Origin of the sequence: Candidatus Amarolinea aalborgensis, from assembly GCF_900491745.1 — a bacterium.
Lineage (GTDB): Bacteria > Chloroflexota > Anaerolineae > SSC4 > Amarolineaceae > Amarolinea > Amarolinea aalborgensis.
Genome location: NZ_UETR01000006.1, coordinates 286,399 through 308,350 on the forward strand (window position 1 = coordinate 286,399; position 21,952 = coordinate 308,350).

The 21,952-nt window shown below is 62.1% G+C and carries 17 protein-coding genes; 10 read left to right on the plus strand and 7 right to left on the minus strand.

Features of this window, described 5'->3' with window-relative positions; translation table 11 throughout:
* Positions 1-2: 2 nt before the first annotated feature.
* Both ACPQ6D_RS10990 and ACPQ6D_RS10995 read left to right on the plus strand, forming a co-directional pair.
* Complete coding sequence (locus ACPQ6D_RS10990; RefSeq protein WP_423224370.1) at positions 3-707, plus strand: dioxygenase family protein; 705 nt, start codon at positions 3-5, stop codon at positions 705-707.
* A gap of 29 nt (positions 708-736) precedes the next feature.
* Positions 737-1,621, plus strand: a complete 885-nt coding sequence (locus ACPQ6D_RS10995) for an alpha/beta fold hydrolase (RefSeq protein WP_423224371.1) — start codon at positions 737-739, stop codon at positions 1,619-1,621.
* Positions 1,622-1,724: 103 nt separating this feature from the next.
* On the opposite strand, the gene ACPQ6D_RS11000 is transcribed toward ACPQ6D_RS10995, so the two are convergent.
* The 3 genes from ACPQ6D_RS11000 to ACPQ6D_RS11010 form a co-directional block, all read right to left on the minus strand.
* Positions 1,725-2,225: a hypothetical protein gene (locus ACPQ6D_RS11000; protein WP_423224372.1), complete on the minus strand. Its 501-nt coding sequence runs from the start codon at positions 2,223-2,225 to the stop codon at positions 1,725-1,727.
* Between the two features lie 73 nt (positions 2,226-2,298).
* Positions 2,299-4,134, minus strand: a complete 1,836-nt coding sequence (locus ACPQ6D_RS11005) for a Kelch repeat-containing protein (RefSeq protein WP_423224373.1) — start codon at positions 4,132-4,134, stop codon at positions 2,299-2,301.
* A 212-nt stretch (positions 4,135-4,346) separates the two neighbouring features.
* Complete coding sequence (locus ACPQ6D_RS11010; RefSeq protein ID WP_423224374.1) at positions 4,347-5,666, minus strand: hypothetical protein; 1,320 nt, start codon at positions 5,664-5,666, stop codon at positions 4,347-4,349.
* A 311-nt stretch (positions 5,667-5,977) separates the two neighbouring features.
* On the opposite strand from ACPQ6D_RS11010, the gene ACPQ6D_RS11015 reads away from it, so the two are divergent.
* The 7 genes from ACPQ6D_RS11015 (at position 5,978) to radA (ending at position 13,469) form a co-directional block, all read left to right on the plus strand.
* Positions 5,978-6,733 carry a Nif3-like dinuclear metal center hexameric protein gene (locus tag ACPQ6D_RS11015; RefSeq protein ID WP_423224375.1) on the plus strand — a complete coding sequence of 252 codons (756 nt, stop codon included), beginning with the start codon at positions 5,978-5,980 and terminating at the stop codon, positions 6,731-6,733.
* A 109-nt stretch (positions 6,734-6,842) separates the two neighbouring features.
* On the plus strand, positions 6,843-7,139 hold the full coding sequence (locus ACPQ6D_RS11020) for a hypothetical protein (RefSeq protein WP_423224376.1): 297 nt from the start codon (positions 6,843-6,845) through the stop codon (positions 7,137-7,139).
* Positions 7,140-7,157: 18 nt separating this feature from the next.
* A complete protein-coding gene (locus tag ACPQ6D_RS11025) occupies positions 7,158-8,285 on the plus strand; it encodes a glycosyltransferase (protein WP_423224377.1) in 1,128 nt (375 codons plus the stop codon).
* Between the two features lie 22 nt (positions 8,286-8,307).
* Positions 8,308-9,456 carry a glycosyltransferase family 4 protein gene (locus ACPQ6D_RS11030; RefSeq protein WP_423224378.1) on the plus strand — a complete coding sequence of 383 codons (1,149 nt, stop codon included), beginning with the start codon at positions 8,308-8,310 and terminating at the stop codon, positions 9,454-9,456.
* On the plus strand, positions 9,453-10,880 hold the full coding sequence (locus tag ACPQ6D_RS11035; protein ID WP_423224379.1) for a sugar transferase: 1,428 nt from the start codon (positions 9,453-9,455) through the stop codon (positions 10,878-10,880). The genes ACPQ6D_RS11030 and ACPQ6D_RS11035 overlap by 4 nt, the downstream gene beginning before the upstream one ends.
* Positions 10,881-10,882: 2 nt before the next feature.
* Complete coding sequence (locus tag ACPQ6D_RS11040) at positions 10,883-12,106, plus strand: MGDG synthase family glycosyltransferase (protein WP_423224380.1); 1,224 nt, start codon at positions 10,883-10,885, stop codon at positions 12,104-12,106.
* Complete coding sequence (gene radA / locus ACPQ6D_RS11045; protein ID WP_423224381.1) at positions 12,087-13,469, plus strand: DNA repair protein RadA; 1,383 nt, start codon at positions 12,087-12,089, stop codon at positions 13,467-13,469. The genes ACPQ6D_RS11040 and radA overlap by 20 nt, the downstream gene beginning before the upstream one ends.
* Before the next feature lie 9 nt (positions 13,470-13,478).
* On the opposite strand, the gene ACPQ6D_RS11050 is transcribed toward radA, so the two are convergent.
* From ACPQ6D_RS11050 to ACPQ6D_RS11065, 4 genes are all read right to left on the minus strand, one after another.
* Entirely contained in the window at positions 13,479-13,739 is a 261-nt protein-coding gene (locus ACPQ6D_RS11050; RefSeq protein WP_423224394.1) for a UBP-type zinc finger domain-containing protein, read from the minus strand.
* A gap of 109 nt (positions 13,740-13,848) precedes the next feature.
* Entirely contained in the window at positions 13,849-16,656 is a 2,808-nt protein-coding gene (locus tag ACPQ6D_RS11055) for a leucine--tRNA ligase (protein WP_423224382.1), read from the minus strand.
* Between the two features lie 454 nt (positions 16,657-17,110).
* Positions 17,111-19,696: an SdrD B-like domain-containing protein gene (locus tag ACPQ6D_RS11060; RefSeq protein ID WP_423224383.1), complete on the minus strand. Its 2,586-nt coding sequence runs from the start codon at positions 19,694-19,696 to the stop codon at positions 17,111-17,113.
* A 320-nt stretch (positions 19,697-20,016) separates the two neighbouring features.
* On the minus strand, positions 20,017-20,928 hold the full coding sequence (locus ACPQ6D_RS11065; protein ID WP_423224384.1) for a TIGR01777 family oxidoreductase: 912 nt from the start codon (positions 20,926-20,928) through the stop codon (positions 20,017-20,019).
* Between the two features lie 246 nt (positions 20,929-21,174).
* On the opposite strand from ACPQ6D_RS11065, the gene grpE reads away from it, so the two are divergent.
* On the plus strand, positions 21,175-21,939 hold the full coding sequence (gene grpE, locus ACPQ6D_RS11070; protein WP_423224385.1) for a nucleotide exchange factor GrpE: 765 nt from the start codon (positions 21,175-21,177) through the stop codon (positions 21,937-21,939).
* Positions 21,940-21,952: the final 13 nt, after the last annotated feature.

A 21,952-nucleotide genomic window follows, 5' to 3' on the forward strand; every position in this document is an offset into this window, starting at 1 on the left:
CCATGAGAAACCGTTTGCCGCCCCTCAAATTGACACCTATCGCCCTCGCGCTGGCAAGCCTGCTTTGGCTCACTGCGTGCAACAGCCAGGCCCCCACGCCGGCGGCTGGCGTATCACCCGCAGCCACGCCGACAACGGCGGCCCAGGCGCCCGCCGCAACGCTCGTCCCAACCGCCATGCCCGCGGCGGCCACGCCGACATCGGCGACGCAGGCGCCCGCGTCCACGTGCAAAAGCCCCGCGTCCTTGACTCCGGAACTGACCGAAGGGCCTTACTTCAAAGCCAATTCGCCTGAGCGCGCGTCGCTACTGGAGGCGGGCACGGCCGGAACTAAATTAGTGTTGAGCGGCTCTGTCTTCACGACCGATTGCCAGCCGGTTGCTCATGCCTTGTTGGACTTTTGGCAGGCGGACGCCAACGGGCAGTACGACAACACGGGTTACACGCTGCGTGGGCATCAGTACACCGATGCGGCCGGTCATTACCAACTGACCACGGTGGTGCCTGGCCTTTACCCTGGCCGCACGGAGCACATTCACCTCAAGGTGCAAGCGCCAGGCGGGCCGATCATCACGAGTCAGCTCTTCTTCCCAGGCGTGCCTAACAACAGCGAAGACGGCATTTTTGACCCCAAAATGCTGCTGACCGTGCAAGAGACCAGCGACGGCTTGACTGCGACCTTCGATTTTGTTGTGAAGACGAAATAGGGCGAACGAACATGTTGAAGGACTGTTCCATGACTGAACCGATCTGGATGCGTTTGCGCGACGGTCGAATGCTCGCCTATGCCTCGTATGGCGACCCCGACGGCCATCCCGTACTCTTCTTTCATGGCCTTCCCAGCTGCCGGTTGATGCACCCGGATGCGGAGCTTTCCCGCGCGCTCGGTGTGCGTCTCCTGGTGGCTGACCGGCCTGGTTTCGGCCGCTCTGATCCGAAACCAGGCCGGTCGCTGCTGGACTGGGCTGACGATGTCGCCGACTTTGCCGACGCACTCAAGCTGCAGCAATTTGCCGTCGTGGGCGCCTCCGGCGGCGGGCCTTTTGTGGCCGCCTGCGCCTACAGGCTGGCGGACAGAATACCTCGCGCGGCCATCCTCGGCGGTTCAGGGCCGATTGATGCGCCAGGCGCGCTCGCGGGGATCGCGCGCGAACGCCGCATCGGATACTGGCTTGCGCGCCACGCGCCTGCGCTTTTCGGCCTGACGATTCGCTGGCGCGGCGACCCACGGCGCGATCCCGAGAAATTCTTCGCCAACTTCACGCGCCACAATCCGCCATCTGACCAGGCTCTGCTGGCGCGCCCCGCTGTGCGGGCGATGTTCCTGGCGAGCTATGCGGAATCCACGCGCCAGGGCCTGGACTCCTTTGCCTGGGAGGTGCAGCTCGTTGCGCAGCCCTGGGGTTTTCGACTTGAGGACATACGCACGCCGATCACGCTGTGGCATGGCGAAGACGACAACTCCACGCCCATCGGCATGGCGCGCGCAATGGCGCAGGCCATGCCGAACTCGACGCTGCGCATTCTGCCCGCGGTGGGGCATCTTCTTTTCTTGTCGCATTGGCAGGAAATCGTCGCGGATTTGCTCATCCCACGGGAACAACATGCAGAGGCAAGGTAAGTTCGAGGGGCGGACATGCCCAACAGGAAAAGCGCCGCAAAGAAAACCGGAGGTGGATCAACATCCACCTCCGGTTTTTTCGTCTAGATCGCTCCGTCGCGCTTCAGTCGCCCACCCAGACAGCCACGCTGCCGGTGGCGTCGCCGGCCGTGGCCTCCACCAACCAACAGCCGGTCTGCGGGAAGGTCCACCCAGATGGGTAATCGGGATAGTCCGGCGACATGGAATCCTCACGGTCCTGCGTCAGCACCTCGCCGCCGCCGAAGCGCTCGGCCTTGAACTGCATGATGCCCCGGAAGTCATTCTGCGGCAGCCACAGAATCCTGATTGGCTCATTGACCTTGAAGGTCATTTCGTAGGATCGAATGCAAAACGCGCCGCCGCAGGCTTGATAGCTGTCGAGCGCGGCCAGCGGGCACGCTGCCTGTTCGCGCGGCTGAGATAGGTTCAGATCAGACGGAATGCCCTCGAAGACCCGACCAACGGCGTCTCCTGCCGCGGGCGCAGACGCCTGGTTTGGTGGAGCCAGGGTAGGCACACTGCAACTAGCTATCACAACGGCGAGAATCGCAAGCAGTAATCCCTGTAACACAATGCGCTTCATCGAAATGCCTCCCTTGACGCCAGTCGCGCTCCGACCCGTGGTCGGTCACGCGGCGCTGGCGTTTGCCTCGAGTCTACTGGCCCCACGCCGCGGCGACGATTTGCACGTCCGCGATGTTGATCACGTTGTTCCCGTCCTGGTTGAAGTCAGCCTCGAAGTAGCCAAGCGTTACCTGATCCAACCAGGCCTGCGCAGTCAGCGCAATATCCGTCACATCAACAGCTCCGCCCGAACAATTCACGTCGGCCAAACGGCAGCTGCCGCCCGGATCAGGCCCACCCACGGTTGAGAAACGATTGGCGCTGGCCCAGTCGCTGGCGCCGCAGGCATTGACGGCTCGCGCCCGCCAGTGCAGCACGCGTGAAGCATGCAGCAGGGACGACACGCTCCAACTCGTCCCATACTGGCCACTGGGGTTGGCGATCACGGCGGCAAAGTTCCTATCTTCGGCCACCTGGACATCATAGGTCGTGGCGTTGGCGGTTGCGGCCCAGGTCATGGTGGCATTGAGCGGGACGTTGGTGGCATTGTCGGCCGGGGTCGTGAGGTTTGGCGCGCCCGGCGCAGCCGTCACCACCTGCAGCACGACGTTGGTTGTCTGCGTGCTGCTGCCGTCGCTGCCTTGCACGGTGATGGTGTAGCTGCCGGGCGCCGCGCCGCCGCCTACGCTGAGGGTCAGTTGGGCGCTGCCAGGCACCTGGACGGGGTTCGGGTTGAATTGGGCCGTGACGCCGCCCGGCAGATTGAGCGCGCTCAGGGTAACGCTGCCGGTGTAACCATTGACACCCTGCAGGCTCAGCTGGTACACGGCGTCGCCCGCGCCGCAGGTCGAAGCGGTTGGCGTTGCGCTTTGCACCGCAAAGCTCTGATCATAGGAATAGCACTCGTTCGTCTGGCACAGGCCAGAATCCACGTCGCAGGCCGTGCCGGCGCGGTAGAAATCAAAGCCGCCGATGGCGCAAACGAATCCTCCGGCCGTGCCTGCGCCCAACAAGCGCCGCGCCACATTCAGTGAAGGCCATGCGCTCCACTGGCTGCCGTTGAAGCTGTCCACACTGTTGAGCACGCTGTTGCTGGACGCGAAGCCGCCGCCAATTGCCAGCAGCGCGCCGCCCGCTGTCGCCCCGGCTGCCAGGTTGCGATCAGTGGTCATCGTGGCGGCCTGCGTGGACCAGGTATTGGTTGAGGGGTTGTAGGCGACGACCGAGTTCAGAGCCGGCGCGGTGTTATTGGTGTCGCCGCCGGCGACCAGGAAAAGTCCGTTGGCAAAGAAGCCCATCGCGCCATAGCGCGCGGCCGGCAAATTGGGCAGCGCTGTCCACGCATTGCTTGTGGCGTTGTAGACATAGGCCTTGTTGCTGATCGCGGTGCTGGTGCTCGTGCCGCTCACGCCGCCAGCCACATACACCAGGTTGTTGGCTGCATCGCACGCCACCGCCTGCAGGACAGGCACCGGCGTGCCAGGGTAGTTGGCGCCGGTGCTCCAGGTATTGCTGCTGATGGTGTAAATCCACAAGGTGGCTAGAAATGTCGGCGCCGAATAAGTGCCGCCCTGGCCGTTGGGGACGTAGATTTTGCCGTTCATCGCGCAGCCGCTGAGATCGCGCGCCGCCGTGGGCAAAGCAGCCCCGGTTGACCAGGTATCGGCGCCGGGGTCATAAATTTCAACGACATTCGACACGACGTAATCGGTGCCGCTGCGTGACTCGCCGCCAATGGCCCAAATGCGCGCGCCGTCCCCCACAACCGCCAGGCGGTCGCGTGCTGTGGGCATAGGCGCCTTGAGAGTCCACACGCCTTGTACCGCGTTGGGATTCACCGCTTCGTTGGCGCTGGCGGCGGGCGCCATGACAGCGCCCAAAAGACAAGCGACGATCAACCACCATCCCCTGGCTCGTTGTCGAATCACAGTGGTACCTCCACAAGGCAATATCTTGGCATGGGAACTTGAGGCGTTCAGTGTAACACACGTTACATCGAACAGCAATTTCGCACAGGTTGCGCTTAAAGGATAGGCAGAAATGACAAACCAGGAAGTAAGATTACTTCCTGTATATCAAAAACCCAGGCCCTGTTCAGAGGCCTGGGTTTTGACTTGCGCGGCGGGGCGGGCTGGCGTGGCTATTTGGTTACAGCAAAATCTGCCGTGGCTTTGATCATGCCATCGGGCGTAGAAGCAATCCAGGTCAGCGCCGATTCGCTGACGGCCGTCCCGTTGGGCCATGTCGCCGGCACAGTCACACTCACATCGAAAGCGCCGAATCCACCGACCACCGTGGCGGCATACACCTGGGCTGCGTCGAACGGCACGGAAGCCGAGGCCAGGTGTATGTTGACCTTCTTGCCGAGGGGCCAATTTTCGCCATGCAGTTTGACGATGGATTGCAGGGCGCCGCTGCTCGGCTGCGCTTGCAGGGTGGGCGTCAGCTTGCTGTCGCTGGGCGGCAGTGTGCTCTTGAGCGACAAATAAACCTCATTGACCCAGGCCAGCAGCGCGTTGATGTCGGCCGTAGATGCTTTGGCCTGCCCCTGGCCCTTGAAAGTCAGCGTTTGCAGCATGGCATCGGCCTGGGCTGGGTCTTTCATCTGATAATCAATCGGCGCAAACTGGGCCAGCCAGATCTGCAGCTGCGCCTGCTGGTCGGCGTCAAGGCTCGCGCGCATGGCCCCTGCGGTCTGGTTGCCTTTGCAGCTCGTACCCGTAATCGCGCCGGCGCTGGTAATGCTCAAATCATCGCAGAAACCGGCAATGCCGCCTTCGCGATGCCACGTCAGCACCGTTTCGGTACGCGGCGCCACCACGGACACCGTCCCTTCCTGGTTTGTGCGCACCTCGTGCATTTCACCGCCCACATCGAGCGTCACGCGGAAGCCAGGCACCAGCGCTTCGGTGCATTTTGTGTCCGCCTGATAGACTTCCAAACAGCCGTCGCGCCAGGTGACCGGCTCGACCGCCACGACCTTCGCAGCGGCCGCTGACTTGCCCAGGCTGGCTGCCAGCTTCTCTTGCGCAGCCCGCACCGCGGGGTTCATAGTGGTCGCCACGGCCGGTCGCACGACTGAGCCGGTCATGTTGGTGCGATATTCATAGGGTTGGCCGCCGGCTTCCAGCATGACCTGATAGCCCGGCACGATGACCTGCGTGCACATTTCGCCGGGTTGTTCGAGTTCCAGGCAGCCGTTGCGCCACTGCATGGGCTTCACATCGGTGATCGTGATATCGGCCTCTGACACGCCCAACGCCGCGGCCAGGGTTTGCCGCGCCAGCGTCGCCGCCGCGGGCGCGACCCCGCGGTCGGTGGTTGGCGTGGACGGCGGCTTGTCAGGCCCGGCCGTAGGCTTCTCGCGCACCGGCGCTTGCGGCGCGCAGGCGCTCAGCATCAGCGCGATGAGCAGGATCACCAGCGCCGCGCGGGCGCTTCGTTCGTTGATATGCTTCATGACACTCTCTCCCTTCATCCACAAAAAGTCGAAGCATGTGCGCTGCCGGCGCAGCACGCTTCGATTGACTCTATTATGGTCGCGCGCGCCGCAGTATACATCCGATGCGCGCACCATTTTCTCTACGCCAAATAGCGCATTTGTTGATATGAGGGATAAATAGCAATCAACCGCAAGTTGTGTTATGATGCAAGTATCCGTGACGCGAGTTTACCACAAAACAAAAGCAAACTCCAAAAGCACGGCAATTCCAATGACACAGCCTGGGCGTCAGCCGCTACAGTCGGATTATCTCAAGGGGAGTCATCATCGTGCTCAAGAGCGAACTCGTTGCCTATCTGGACGCGTTTCTCCACATCAACGAAGTGAGGGATTATGGCTTGCAGGGGCTGCAGGTGGAAGCCGGCGGCGACGAGGTGAACACCCTGGCCTTCAGCACCGATTCAGCTTGGCCTTGCATTGCCAGCGCTCAGCACGCCGGCGCGCAGATGTTGATTGTGCACCACGGTCTGTTTTGGGGCCACGAGCAGCTGCTGCGCGGCCCGTTTGGCGCGCGCGTACGCCGTCTGTTCGAGGCAGGCCTTTCGCTTTACGCCGCGCACCTGGCGCTTGATGCTCATCCAGACGTAGGCAACAATGCCGAACTGGCGCGGCTGTTCAACATCACCGTGACGCGCTGGTGGGGCGATGCAAAAGGCACGTTGATTGGCGTCCTGGGCGCCGCGCCCGCCGGTTTGACGCTGGCTGCGCTGTCGGCCCAAGTCGGTTCTCGTTTGAACACCACACCGCGCGTCCAGGGGTTTGGCCCGGCAGAGGTGCAGCAGGTGGCGATCGTTTCTGGTTCCGGCGCGTCCTTTGCCGCCGAAGCCAAAGCCCTCGGCGCCGACACCTTCATCACCGGCGAGACGTCGCATGTGGACTTCTACGCCGCGCAGGACCTTGGGATCAACCTGATCTATGCGGGGCATTATGCCACCGAAACCGTCGGTCTCAAGGCGCTGGCGCGCCACCTGGGCGCTCGCTTTCCCGTGCGCACGGTTTGGCTTGACCATCCTACAGGGTTGTAGCGACGCCGCGCTGCGCCGACAAGACAGCGAGTTTGAGATTTTTGCACGAATCGGCTATAATCGCGATCAGTGGACAGTACGAAATCTACCGGGGAGGCCTGGTATTGGTGTGACAGCGCCCGAAATTGAAGTTCTGTTTGCCAGCGTTGGCCTGGAACGTGCGCCGCAGCCGCGTTTGGCGCCGGTCATCTTCTCGGCTGATTTTCAATTGGTGCGTTGGCGCCTGCTCAACTTGCAGCGCCAGTACCAGGTTGACAATGCGGCCGAGTTAGCCGAGAAAGCATGCGCGCAAGCCAATGCACGCGCCGATAAGGCCACGCTCTCTGCCATGTGGAAAGACCTGACCGAGTGGCAAGAACTGGAGCAAAGGGCCGTCGCGTTGTGGCAGCGGCTCTACGCACACTAAACTGTTATGCATGTCGTCATGATATCCAAGGCGGTCGTGGTTGGGGCTTATCAGCGCAAGCTGGAAGAACTTTCGCTTCTGCCTGGTATGCGTCTGACCGTTTTGGCGCCGCCCGGTTGGCGCGACAGCCGCGGTCATATCCGACTGGAGCGGGCGCATGTCAATGGTTACGAGCTGCTGGAAACGCCGCTGGTTTTCAATGGGCATTTCCATATTCATTTTTACCCGCGGCTGGCCTCCCACTTGACTGCCTTACGCCCCGACCTGATCCACATGGATGAAGAACCGTGTAATCTGGCAACTTTCCATGCTGTATGGCTGGCGCAGCAGTTTGGCGCGCCAGCCTGTTTCTTCACCTGGCAGAATCTGTATCGCGCCTATCCGCCGCCGTTTCGTTGGTTCGAGCAGTATGTCTTTCGCCACATACGCCATGCCCTGGCGGGCAACGCCGAAGCGATTGACATCCTGCGCCGTAAAGGCTACCAGGGGCCCGTGACCCTCGCGCCGCAGTTTGGGGTAGACCCGCGAATTTTTCGACCGCTGACTCGGCCGCCCTCGCCGCGTTTTGTGATCGGCTATGCCGGCGGCCTGGTGCCAGAAAAAGGCGTTGATCTGCTGTTGAAAGCGGTTGCCGATCTGTCCGACGTGGAGGTGCGCCTGGCCGGCAGCGGCGCACAGCAGCCTTCTCTGGTCGCGCTGGCGCAGCAGTTGGGACTGGGCCAACGCGTCCAGTTCTTGCCTCGGCTGACATCTACCGCTATGCCCGATTTCTATGCACAATTGGACGCCCTGGTGCTGCCTTCACGCACCGCCCCGAACTGGAAAGAGCAATTTGGCCGCGTTCTCATCGAGGCGATGGCGTGCGGCGTACCGGTGATCGGCGCGGCCAGCGGCGAAATTCCGCAAGTGATTGGCGATGCCGGGCTGGTCTTCCCGGAAGGAGATGTCTTAGCCTTACGCGGCTGCCTGCGACGTCTGCAGCAAGACGCTGCGCTGCGGCGCGAGTTAGCGCTGCGGGGACGCGCCAGGGTTCTGGCTCATTACACGCAGGCGCGCATTGCAGCCCTGACCTACAGCGTCTACCAGCAAATGTTGGCCGCTGCTGCGCCGTCGGCTTCAGGGCTGGCGATTGGCGCCAGTTCCTAACCCCTGGTTCGAGCGCAAATCTGTGCCTACGGTTGGCATCAACTCACTCTTGCTGGCGTTGGATGATACGTACCGCAGTGCAGGCGTTTCCAACTATAACGCACAGCTCCTCCGTCACCTGCCTGCGGCGGCCCCAGACCTGCGCCTGGTGGCTTTTGCTGGTGATCGCCGCTTCACGCCGGCCCCCGGCGTGACCCTGCGGCGTCCGTCCTGGTCTACCCGGTCTCCGTTGGCGCGCATCGCCTGGGAGCAGAGCGCGCTGGCGTTGGCAAGTCGGCGCGTAGATCTGTTGCACGGCTCGGTCTATGCCAGCCCTGTGCTGGCGGCATGTCCCACGGTCATTACGGTGCACGACCTGACCTTTGTCCATCAGGCCGCGATGCTAAGACCGTTCAATCGAGTCTATTTGCGCTTGATCACCCGCCTATCGGCCCGACGCGCAGCGCGTGTCATTGCCACGTCGGAGCATACGCGGCGTGAACTGATGGATTGGCTGGCCTTGCCCCCTGGCCGTGTGGTTGCTGTCCCCAACGGCGTAAGCGAGGAATTTGCGCCCGCCGCGCCCACCGCCGTTGAAGCCTTTCGCCAGCAGCACGGCCTGCCGGCCCGTTTTGTTCTCTTTGTGGGCACCCTGGAACCGCGTAAGAACCTGGTGCGGTTGATCGAAGCCTTTGCACGTGCGCGCGCCAGTCTGCATGACGAGACCTACCTGGTCATTGCAGGCAGCAGAGGCTGGTACTACGAACAGATTTTTGCGCACGCAGCGTCGCTCGATCAAGGTGCAGCCATTTTGTTTCCGGGCTTTGTCTCCGCCGAGGCGTTGCCCTGGTGGTATCGGGCCGCCGCTGTTTTTGTTTATCCATCCCTATACGAGGGATTTGGTCTGCCGGTATTGGAAGCCATGGCCAGCGGAACAGCCGTCATCACGTCAAACACGTCATCCTTGCCTGAAGTCGTGGGCGACGCCGCCTTATCGGTGGACCCAACCGATGTGGATGCGTTGGCTGCGGCCCTGGTGCGTCTCTTGAACGATGAGACGCTGCGCGGCCAATTGAGCGCGGCCGGAGTGCGTCAGGCCGCGCAGTTTTCCTGGCGGCGCTGCGCCCAGGAAACCGTTGCGGTTTACCGCGAAGCGCTCGGTTTACCCCCAAAGTTGGAGCGCCCGGCATGACGCCATCGCTACGTCGCCGCCTCTCCACCATCCTGGTTGTCATGGATATCATCTTGATCAACGTTGCGTTTGGCGTGGCTTACTATCTGCGCTATGAGCTGCAGTGGTTTCGCGACCTCGACCCGAGCACCTACCGCAGCTTCGACGCGTATGTGCCTTTTGCCATGCTCCTGACCGTCGTGCTGCTTTTGGCGTATCGCGTGGATGGCGCCTATGACATTCGGCGTGACAGCAGCCTGATCGAAGAAGCCTATCGCATCACCGCGGGCACCGCGACCGCGATCATCGTCATGGTGGCGATTTCATTCTTCACGCGGCCTCAGCTCAACTCCCGTCTGATCTACGTCTACACGGGCATTCTCATTCCAGCATTCCTCATTCTCTCCCGCATCGTCTTCCGCACCTGGCTGGCCTATCTGCGCCGCCGCGGCATTGGCGTAGACCGCATCCTGATTGTGGGCGCGGGCGAAGTGGGCCGCATGGTCATGCGTAACGTCGTGGCTCAACCCGAACTGGGCTATGAGATCGTCGGTTTCCTGGATGATGACCCCAGTAAGAGCGCCGCCACCCTGGGCCGCTTACGCGGGCTGGGCACCATTGACTGCCTGCTTGATGTGCTCAAGACCACACCGGTAGATGAGGTCATCGTGGCCTTGCCCTGGCATGCACACCGTAAAATTGTGCAGGTCGTGCAGCAGGTCCAGCAGGCCAACGTGCGCCCCCGCATTGTGCCTGACCTGTTTGCGCTCATGCTCGGTCGTGTGCGACTTGACCAGATCAACGGGATTCCCCTCATCGGCATGCAGCCGGCCGCGATTACCGGCATCAACCGCGCGGCCAAACGTCTGGTTGATGTGGCGACCAGCATTGCGGCGATCACCGTCACCTCGCCATTCTGGCTCATCGTGCCCATCTTGATCAAGCTCGATTCGCCTGGGCCGGTTTTTTTCAACCAGGTGCGGATCGGTCGCAATGGCAAGCCGTTCGTGGTCCATAAGTTTCGCTCGATGGTGGCCAACGCCGAGGAGCAGAAGGACAGCCTGCGCGACCTCAATGAAGCAGATGGCCCGCTTTTCAAAATCAAAGAAGACCCGCGCACGACGCGTGTGGGGCGTTGGCTGCGCCGCACCAGCCTGGACGAACTGCCGCAGTTCCTCAACGTCCTGCAGGGCGACATGAGCCTGGTGGGGCCGCGACCAGCCTTGCCTGACGAAGTCGCCCAGTATGAGGAATGGCACAAACGGCGCCTCGATGCCGCGCCCGGCATCACCGGCCTCTGGCAGGTTTCAGGCCGCAGCCTCGTCGGCTTCGAAGAAATGGTGCTTCTTGATACATTTTACTGCGAGAATTGGTCTTTTGGACTCGATCTCAAAATCCTCCTCAAGACCATCCCTCGCGTCATCCTGGGAGAAGGTGCTTTCTAACCGTGCCAAAAATTCTTATCGGCATGTCTGACACAGGCGGCGGTCATCGCAGCGCCGCCGAATCGCTGGCGGCTGTCATCAAGCAGCTGCGCGGCGACGAGGTGCAAGTCGTGATCGCCGATTTGCTCTCGAATCATACTTTTTGGCCGTTGAATCAGGTGCGACATGCGTACGCGCCGGTTGTGGCAAAGGCCCCTTCCTTATGGAAATTGAGTTGGTGGCTGCCCGAAGCGCCCTGGCGCTGGAAGCTGCTTGAACGGTCGTTCTTGCCTCTGCTGCGCGGGCCCCTGGGCGGCTACCTGCGTATCCAGCAACCTGATCTGTATGTTTCCGTTCATCCACTCCTCAATCACGTGGCTTTGCGCCTGCTGCGCGCGGCCGGCAACCGCTGCCCCGCGGCGACCGTCGTTACCGATTTGGGCGGCGGCCACCCAACCTGGTTCTGTCCGGAGATGAACCTGGTGACGGTTGGCAGCCAAGCCCTGTACGATTTAGCCATTGCGCGCGGCGTGCCAGAGACGCGCCTGCGCATGCTCGGCTTACCGGTCAGCCCGCGCTTTGGCGCGCCGGGTCAGGATCAGGCTTCGCTGCGTCGGGCGCTCAACCTGGCGGAAGACCGCCCGACGGCCCTGGTGATTGGCGGCGGCGAGGGCATGGGGCCTTTGGCTGACATCACGCGGGCGCTGGCGCAGGAACTCAGCGCGGTGCAAGGGCAACTGGTGGTGATTTGTGGACGCAATGAGAAGCTGCGGGTCGAATTGGCGGGGCAGCAGTGGCCCGCGCCGGTGGCTGTGCAAGGTTTTGTGCGCAACATGGCGGAATGGATGGCCGCCAGCGACTGCGTGGTGACCAAGGCCGGCCCTGGCACTATCGTCGAAGCGTGCATCGTGGGACGCCCGATCATGCTCAGCGATTACATTGATGGGCAAGAGACGGGCAACGTCAGCTATGTGGTGGAAAACGGCATCGGCGCGTTTAGCCGCGACCCCGCGGAGATTGGCCGCATCGTCAGCCAATGGCTGACGCCAGGCAATCCTGGTCTGGCGGCCATGTCCGCACGTGCGCGAAGCATGGCGCGGCCGCAGGCCACGACCGACATCGCCAATGCACTGCTCGATCTGCTGCCAGAACACAGTCAGCGTCGCCAGCGTCGTGTGGCTGCCAAGCCGCCGCGCCGCATCCCCGCCATTACCATAGGATCGCCAGATGCCAAAAACAGCAGCTAAAGCCAAGACCGTTTTCATCTGCCAACAGTGCGGCAATACATCGCCTAAGTGGATGGGACGCTGCCCCGACTGCGGCGAGTGGAACACCCTGGTCGAGACCACCCTGGAACCTGAGCCGCCGACCGGTCGCCGCGGCGGCCTGGCGCCTTCCAACAGCGCGCCGCAGGCCCTGCCTGACATTCCGGCTGACGGCTACGCGCGTATTCCCGTGCCCATGGGCGAGCTGAGTCGTGTGCTCGGCGGCGGCATTGTGCCCGGCTCGGCCGTCCTCATCGGCGGCGACCCAGGCATCGGCAAAAGCACGCTGCTCCTACAGATGTGTTCCATGCTGGCCCAACGCGGCGTGGTGCTTTACGTTTCCGGCGAGGAGTCTGCCGCGCAGATCAAGCTGCGCGCCGAACGGCTGGGCATAACGGACCAGACGCTCTTTGTGCTGGCAGACACGCACGTGGAGAGCATGATGGTGCATATGCAGAATTTACAGCCATCCCTGGTCGTCGTGGATTCGATCCAGGCCATCTACACCGAAACGATCTCGTCGGCCGCGGGCAGCGTGAGCCAGGTGCGCGAGAGCGCCGCCATGCTGGTGCGCGCGGCCAAGGCCCAAAACACGCCCATCTTCCTCGTGGGCCACGTGACCAAAGAGGGCGCGATTGCCGGGCCGCGCGTGTTGGAGCACATGGTGGATGTGGTGCTCTACCTGGAGGGCGAGCGCTTCCATACCTACCGCTTGCTGCGCGGCGTCAAGAACCGCTTTGGCGCCACGGACGAAGTGGGCGTCTTCGAGATGGGCGCGCAGGGCATGAGCGAAGTGACGAATCCTTCGGAGGTCTTCCTGGCTGAGCGCCTGCCCAATGCAGCCGGATCGGCCATTGCCGTGACGATGGAGGGCACCCGGCCGCTGCTCGTCGAGATGCAAGCCTTGTCGAGCACGACCAGTTTCTCGATGCCGCGACGCACCGCCAATGGCATTGATTTCAACCGCCTGCTGCTGCTGGTCGCGGTGTTGAGCAAGCGCGTGGGCCTGCGCCTGTCCGATCAAGATGTCTTCGTCAACGTGGTAGGCGGCTTGACGGTGGAAGAGCCGGCGGCCGATCTACCGGTGGCGGTGGCGATTGCCTCGAGTTACAAGAACACACCGGTCGCTGCGGATGTGGCGCTCATGGGCGAGGTTGGCCTGTCCGGCGAGCTGCGCGCGATCAGCCAGCTCAGCAAGCGCCTCAACGAGGCAGCCAAGCTCGGTTTCAAGCGCGCCATCGTGCCGCGCAATTCGCAGCGCAAACTGGACGGCGCGCCTGGGAGCATCGAGGTCATCGGGGTGCGCACGATCAGCGAAGCGATCGAGGCGGCGTTGATCGGCTGAGCCTGGTTTTCAGACGAGCATTTGATCTACGTTACACCAGCGCCACGTTTCGCCCGGCTCGAACGACTGAATGATGGGATGACCGCTGGCGTGGGAGTGTTTGGTGGCATGTTTGTGCAGGGAGTCATCGCAGCAGCCGACATGCCCGCAGGTCAGGCAGAGGCGCAGATGCACCCAGCTCGCGCCCATGGCCAGGCATTCGACGCAGCCGGTTCCGCTCGGCGTCACCTCGTGAATCATGTCCAGGTGTTGACAGCTTTTCGTTTTCATCATGGATAGTCTAGCGTCTCCTTTTTCCGCTTTTTGGGCGAGGCTGCACATGAGCCGCGCTTCTTCACGAACAGACGCCGAGTTTCTACCAGAAACCCGGCGTCTGTGACTAAATCACGATATTGACCAATTTCTGCGGCGCGTAGATCACCTTGCGCACAGGTTTGCCTTCCAGCCACTTCTGCACCTTGTCGCTGGCCAGCGCGGCCGTGCGCGCGCCTTCCTCGCTGATATCGGCCGCCACTTCGATGCGCTCACGCACCTTGCCGTTGACCTGCACCACCAGCGTGATCAGATCTTCGCGGGCCATCTCAGGATCAAAGGCCGGCCAGGCTTGCTGATGAACGCTGTACGCGCCGCCCACGCGTTCCCACAGCTCCTCGCTGACATAGGGCATCAGCGGCGCCAGCATCAGGATCAGGCTGCGGATGGCCTCGCGCCAGGCCGGGCTGCCGAAAACCGCCGTTTCCCTGGCCTTGATCAAGTAGTTGTTGAACTCCATCAGCGCGGCCAGGGTGGTGTTGAATTTGAACGCCGCCATGTCTTCCGTCACCCGCTGAATCGTCTGATGCGTCTTGCGCTGCAGTTCCGCCATATCGCCCGGCGCTGGTGTGCGCGTGTCGGGTGCGGCCTGCACAACGCTCCAGATGCGATGCGCAAAGCGCTGAATGCCCTCGATGCCGCGGCTGTTCCAGGGGCCGCCCATGTCCCAGGGGCCGATGAACATCAAGTAGGCGCGCACCACATCAGCGCCATACTTCGCCACCAGGTCATCTGGTGACACCACGTTGCCCCGACTCTTGGACATTTTCTCGCCATCTTCGCCCAGGATCGTACCCTGGTTGAACAGGCGCCGCATCGGTTCGTCGAAATTGACGACGCCGATGTCCCTCAGCGCTTTGGTGAAGAAGCGCGTGTACATCAGGTGCATCGTGGCATGCTCGATGCCGCCGGTGTACTGATCAACCGGCAGCCAGTACGCGCCCTGCGCTGTATCCCACGGCAGATCGTCGCGCTGAATGGGCTGTCCGCGCTTATGGTAAGGCGTGACGTACGCGTACTGATACCACGAGGAGCACATGAACGTGTCCATCGTGTCGGTTTCACGTTCGGCCGGGCCGCCGCAGGTAGGACACTGCACGAAGCGGAACCCCTTGTGAAACTTCAACGGGCTTTCACCGGTCGGCAGGAATTCCGCATCGGCCGGCAGGCGCACTGGCAGGTCTGCGTAAGGCACGGGCACGACGCCGCACTTCTCACAGTGGATCATCGGAATCGGCGCGCCCCACATACGCTGACGGCTGATTAGCCAATCGCGCAGGCGATAGTTCACCGAGGCCTTGCCGACGCCTTGCTGCTCCAACCACGCGCTGACCTTACTCTTGGCGGCATCGCCCGCGGTGCCGCTGAAGGCGCCGGAGTTGATCATGGTATGGTAGGCGTCATGAAACAGCACATCTTGATAGAACGCTTTGTCTTGCAGCAGATGCATGGCAATGGTCGCCTGGCCCGCGCGGCCGGGCGCGATGGCCTGACAGCGCTGTACGATCTCCTGGTCGTGCGCCACGCTGTCCAGCTCGATGACAGCGTCGTCAAAAATGAAAGCCGTGCGGCTGCCAGCCACATCCAGCCACTTGCCCGGCGTCTTTGCCTGCTGCGCAACAGCCAGATAGGCATCCACCTGCGCGGGAGTCAAGCTGACCTGGAAAGCGTCGTCGGTTTCCACAAACGCAATGCCGGCGGCCGTCAACGCCGCCGCGAAATCAGCAGCGACATGATCTTTCCAGGCCACACTCTTGCTCAGGCCATCGGGGCGGGCAATGACGGGGATGATCGGCAGGCCGTACTTGATTGCGAAGGCGAAGTCGCGTTCATCATGGGCGGGCACAGCCATGATCGCGCCCGTGCCGTAGGTCATCAGGACATAGTCGGCAATCCACACCGGGATGCGTTCGCCGTTGACCGGGTTCGTAGCAAAGCCGCCCGTGAAAACGCCGGTTTTGTCTTTGTCCGCGGCCATGCGGTCAATATCGCTTTGGCGGCCGGCCTGGGCGCGATAGGCTTGTACGGCCGCGGCCTGCGTCTCGGTCGTCAGCGTGTCCACCAGCGGATGTTCGGGCGCCAGCACCATGAACGTGGCGCCCCACAGCGTATCCGGGCGCGTGGTGAAGACCTCAATCGGGTCGCCGCTGGCGGCCGGGAAGATCACCCGTGCGCCCTCGCTGCGGCCAATCCAATTGGTCTGCAGCACCTGCACCCGGTCCGGCCACTGCATGCGGCTGAAATCCAGCAGTTCTTCGGCGTAGTCGGTGATCTTGAAGAACCATTGATTCAGCTCTTTTTTGATGACCGGCGTGCCGCAGCGTTCACAGTGGCGGTCTTCGCCCCAAACCTGCTCGCGCGCCAGGGTGGTATTGCACTTCGGGCAGAAGTCCACCGGCGCAAACGCGCGATAAGCCAGACCGGCTTCGTGCAGGCGCAGGAAGAACCACTGCGTCCATTTGTAATAGTCAGGATCGCAGGTGATGGCCTCACGATCCCAGGCGAACATGGCGCCCATCGAGCGCAGCTGCTTGCGCATGTATTCGATGTTCGACATGGTCCAGGTTGCGGGGTGAATGCCCCGCTTGATGGCGGCATTTTCAGCCGGCAGGCCAAAGGCATCGAAGCCCATGGGAAAGAAGACGTTGTAGCCCTGCATACGCTTGAAACGTGCGGCCGCGTCCGAGGGGGCCATGGCGTACCAATGACCGATGTGCAGATCGCCCGATGGATAGGGCAGCATGGTCAGAAAATACCATTTGGGCCGTTCCTCGTTCGCGGCGCCGGTCAGTTCCCTGGTCTGATTGATCCCCGACTCATCCCATCGCTGCTGCCATTTCGGCTCGAATTCCTGCGATGCGTAGCGTTCATTCATGGTCTGTCTCCGATCTCCGTTCTACGCTGCCCTGTGCACAAGGCAAACAAAAAACGCCGCTCGATCCCTGGCAGGGACGAAGCGACGCTCCGCGGTACCACCCTGATTAGCGTCTTCTGCGGGCCTTGCCGCTCACTCACGGCGGCGGCCAGCCCGTTTGACACTCGCTCAAGCGCCAGCTAACGGTGGCGAAACGGCGCAGGCTAGGCCCATGCGAAACACGGCCTCACGTGCGCGGCTCCCGGTCGAGTTCGGTCTCTTGACGCACGCGGGAGCGTCTACAGGCTTGCACCAACCGCCTGCTCTCTGCGCGTTGACCTACTACTACCGCTCATAGCCTTTGATCTGATATGCTGTCGTCATCGCCATGTCTGGCAATGGCGGGCTGAGTATACGCGACAGGTTAGGGATTGTCAAGGACAGGCAGGCGACAAAATGGCAACAGAAGCCCGAGTCAATGCGCCGCGTGTTGTAAGAGCGGCAGATAAGCGCGCTCGTGCGCGGCCGCCGCCAACGGCCAGGGGCCAAGCCACTGCCCGCTCGGCTGAATCAACAGCCAATACCAGGCCGATGTGTCTGACCAAAGGCCAGAATCCTGCAAAGCGTAGGCCAGGCCAGGCCCATGCGCAGGAATGAGCGTCGTGTTGACGCGGACGCGCGCGGCCGCATCCGTGGGCGCACGATACACATCGAAACCGGTGACGCTGCGCTCGTCGCTCGTTTGCCAGGTAATCAACGGGTGCACGCCGCGCCAGGCAAGTTGGAATTCCGTCAGCGCCAGGCCGGTGGGGCTGACAAAGCCAAAATCAACGTGCCGATTGCACTCGCCGGGCGCCAGCGTCACCGTGCGCTGGGCCGGCGTCGTGATCCAGAGATCGGGTTGCGGATGGTCGGGCACCGTAACGGTGTAGGCGCCAGGCGACAATGTCTCAAGCAGGTAGAGGCCGCGGGGATTGAGGCGGCTGGTAACGGTGGCTGTCAACCCGTTGCCGCCAACGATGTGGATAGGGATGCCAGCGATGCCGTCATGCTCAGCGCAGCTGAACGGATCGTCTGGATCGGTGCAGCCGTCCTGCACGCCGTTGGTGTTGTAATCGGTGAAGATAAAATCACCCAGGCATGCGCCGCGCCAGAATCCGAAATCAAGCCCTGGCGTGGCTGTGCTCGCCATCACGGTGGCGATGGCCTGGTGGGTGATCACATCGCCGTCGGAATCGAACAGATCATCATCGCCTTGATCCTGAGGGCTGCTCAGCCATCCTGACAACGCGCCTTCAGGGCCAAAGTTAGAATTGTTGACCTGCACGCAATAGTCGCCAGGCGCCAGGCCGCTGAAGAGATAAAGGCCGTCCGCGTTGGTGATGGTAGTTGCTGCCGCGGCGCCTGTGCACGTGGAATTGGCAAAGAGACTCAGGAACACCCAAGAGATGCCAGGCTCGCCAACCTCGCGAATCCCATCGCCATTCAGATCATGCCACACATAATCGCCAAGACGGTAGCCCAGGCTGGTGGTGGGCGACTCGTTGCCCGCGAGATCACGCGCCTGCACATCCAGGCGGTACAGCCCCGCTTCCGTCAGTAACGGCTGCAGGTTGTTCTTGGCTTGCCACGCGCTGAACTGGGGCGGTTCTGTCTCTCGGCGCCAGGCGAAGCGATAACCAGCCTGCGCGCCAGTCAACCCGGAGTGCTCGTCAACACTGTACCAGGCGAACTTTGGATTGCGACATCCCAGGCGTCCGGGGGGTTGGCCCTGCTCCGGGCAGCTTGCGTTGATTTCCGGCGCGGTCGGTGGAATGGGGTCAAAGCCAAACCAGCCCAGCTCAACAAGGCGTTCGTGTCGCGCAGGCGCCAGGTCCCAGGCCCGGAGGGTGAACCGATGCTGACCAGGCAGCAGTCCGCTGAAGTCAGTCTGGCCAGCCGCGTGGTAGACTGCCGGCGGAGGCCCAGGCGGCCGCGTATCCCAGGCCGCGCTGTAACCCCACACCCCCGATACATCTTCGATGTTCCAGGCCAGCGTCTGATTGCTGTTGTACCAGGTCTGGCTATCGGGAACGGTCGTGAAGTGAATGGTGGGCAGCGTTTGATCCGTATTGCCAGAGGTGACCCACGTGCAGCCCTCGATCATGCCTGCGTCGGCAAAGGGGATGTAGATGCGTTCGCCGTTGCTATCCTGGACATGAAAGTGAAGATGTGGGCCGGGGAAGCAGTTGCCAAGATAGCACGTGCCAGCCGGGCAGGTACCGCTGCCGCAGGTGTAGCCGATCTGATTGCTCAGCGCCAGGAGCTGGCCCTGTTCGACATACTCGCCGACCTGGGCAGTCACCGTGCCTTGGCCAAAATGCGCATACCAATCAAATAGGCCATCATCTGGGACATGGCGGATGATGAGCTTGGTGCCCGCATTGCCCGCCGTGCATCCGCAGTCCGTGCTGACTTGTTCCACCACGGCGACGATCCCGCTGCGCATGGCGACAATGGGACTGCCAATCGGCATGGAGACATCAACCGCGTGTGAACCGTGTTCACACGCGCCGGTGGCCCAGGCACGGGTGATGAAGAAGGTGACCCCGGCAGGCCAGGGTAGTTTGTAAGGAGATTCTTGCGGTGAGCTGGTGGGTGTGCGTAGCGGCACCGTAGAGTCGAAACTGGCATAGTCAAGGCTGGCTTTGGCTGCCGGCGACAGCAGCGCGTCGGGTACAGCGGGCAGCCGCGCGCGCAGGGCGGGCGTTCCTTCGAAGGTCACATCCCAAGCGGTGTCTTGCCACCGCGCGACGAACTGCACGCCTTCGCCGGTAACAAACGCGCCTTCCCGCATCTCCACCAGGGCGCCGGCAGCCCATGGGCCACTGCGCTGGAGTTCAGTCACGACCGCGTCAGGTCGCGCCCAGGCTCGCAAAACAGCCTGGCGCAACTCCTCCATGTCCTGATCAGGCGCACGGGGTGGTGTGGTCTCCGCGCCGCCCAGGCTCAAGCCCACGAAAAGAATGGCAGTGATGGCTGCGCCCAGCAGGCGCCAGAAGTATCTCCGGTAGAACCCCATTTTCTACGGCCTCGTTCTCACGACGGTAAGGCATGCGTTGCGTCAGACGCTGCGGCCGTGCATGTCAGGAAGATTGACAACGTCTCTATGTGAAATTATATCACAGAGAGACGCAGGGCGCTACCAAAGCTCTTTGTCTCCAGCAGTTCCAAATGCAGCCTGGTTTTTTGACCACAGAGATTACAAAGAACGCAGAGAAGTCGCCGATTTGCGTCTAATCTGCCATACCTTTGTGCTCTCTGTGCTCCTTGTGGTTGAATGTGTGCTACATGTGGAACTACGGCTTCGTCTCTCTGTGTTCGATCCGTGCATGGCGCGGTTCAGGCCCGATAGATTGCGGACAGGGCCGCATCCACCGTGCTGTATTTGAACTTGAAGCCCTGCTGCAGCAGGCGATTCGGTATGACGCGCTGGCCGTTGAGGAGGATGCTTGCCATTTCGCCGAACAACATCTGCAAAGCAAAACCTGGCGCCGGCATGAAAGCGGGGCGGCCCATGGCCTTGCCGAGCGCGACCGCAAACTCCTTCATCGTGACGGGATTCGGCGCAGACAGGTTGAAGACGCCCTTCTGCTGCTTGTTCTCCATCAAAAACTGGATGGCGTTGATCTCATCGGTCAGGTGAATCCAGGGGAAGTACTGCTTGCCGCTGCCCACCGGCCCGCCCACGAACAGCTTGAACGGCAGGCTCATGCGGGCCAGGGCGCCGCCGCTCTTTTCGATGACGACGCCGGTGCGGATGATGACCCGTCGCACGCCCATGGCCTCCACCGCATCGGTCGCTTTCTCCCACGCCACACAGGTGGTCGCGTCGAATGTGCTGCCCGGCTTTTCGTTCTCGTTGATTTTTTCATCGCCGCGCGGGCCGTAGTAGCCGACCGCCGACGCCTGCACGAGTACAGTTGGCTTGACCGCGGCCTGGCTGATGGCCGCAATGACGGCCTGGGCAGCCTGCTGACGACTGTCTACGATGGCGGCCTTGCGCGCTGGCGTCCAGCGACCGGCGCTCAAGTTTTCTCCAGCCAGGTTGATGATCGCGAACGCGCCGTCAGCCAGTTGGCCCCAACCCTCGGCTGTACGCCCATCCCAGGCCACAACTTGTACGCCATTGCCTATGCTCCCCACGCGGGCTGGGTGACGCGACAGGACTACGACCTCGTATTTGGCCGCTAACTGCCGCGCCAACGGCGCGCCGATGAATCCCGTGCCGCCCGTAATAATGACTCGTTCCATAGTTCAAGCTTCTCCCTTCAAACTTCGTCACGCTGCATATGCTCTACAGTGATTGACGGAATCGGCGCGGCGTCAGTCACGTGCGGAATGAGGAATGAGGAAAGGGCCGTGCGATGGATGGGGTGCACCGTGGCGGACGTACAGCATTCCGCATTCAGCATTGTTGATCGTCCCGCTGTTTTCCAACGTTTTTCTTATGCAATGGGTATACAGTGGTCATGGTAAATGCAACTAGGAGACAACACGATGTTCGAGTATAATCCGTATCGCCGCCGATCGTTTGCTGAGCCACGACGTGTGCAGGTGTGGCCGCCGCGGCCCGCGCCAACGCGACCGGCGGTCGCCGAGCCTGAGGTTGAGGAAGGCCAGCCTCCGGTGGGGGATCGGTTCGTTGACCAGGTGACACCCATGTCACCGCCATCGTCCAATGAAGCGTCGCCATTGTTCAGTCCGGCTGCGCCGCCAGCGTTCACGACCGCCCTCCAGCGAGAGAACAGCGAGCTGCGACAGGCGCTGGAGAAGGCGCAGGCCGAGGCCGTCCAGCAGCAAGAGGCCCTGCGCCAGGTGCGGGCCGAACAAGCGGCGCTGCAAGCCAGGCTGAAGGCGGCAGGCGACCCCTGGCAGGAACGCTTCCTGGCGCTGCAAACAGAATTGGGCGACCTGCGTGCGCGATGGCAGCGGCGCTTTGCTGACGAGGCAGAGCATGAAAAGCAGCGCCTGTTGCGTTCCTTTTTGCCCTTTGCAGATCATCTGCAGTGGGCTGTGCAGCACGGCGATAGTTCTGAAGTTGCCCTGCAAACGATGCTCAAGGATTTCGTACATACTTTGGCGATGGAGGGAGTCACGCCGGTGGAGGCAGCCGGGCGGCCTTTTGACCCCACGGAACATGAGGCTGTGAGCGTGACCGCCGCCGATGGCGTGGAGCCAGGCATGGTCGTGGATGTCGTCAGCCCGGGGTATCGTTATAAGGATGCCCTTTTGCGGCCGGCGCGGGTGCGGGTCAGCCAGTAAGGGTCATAGAGAG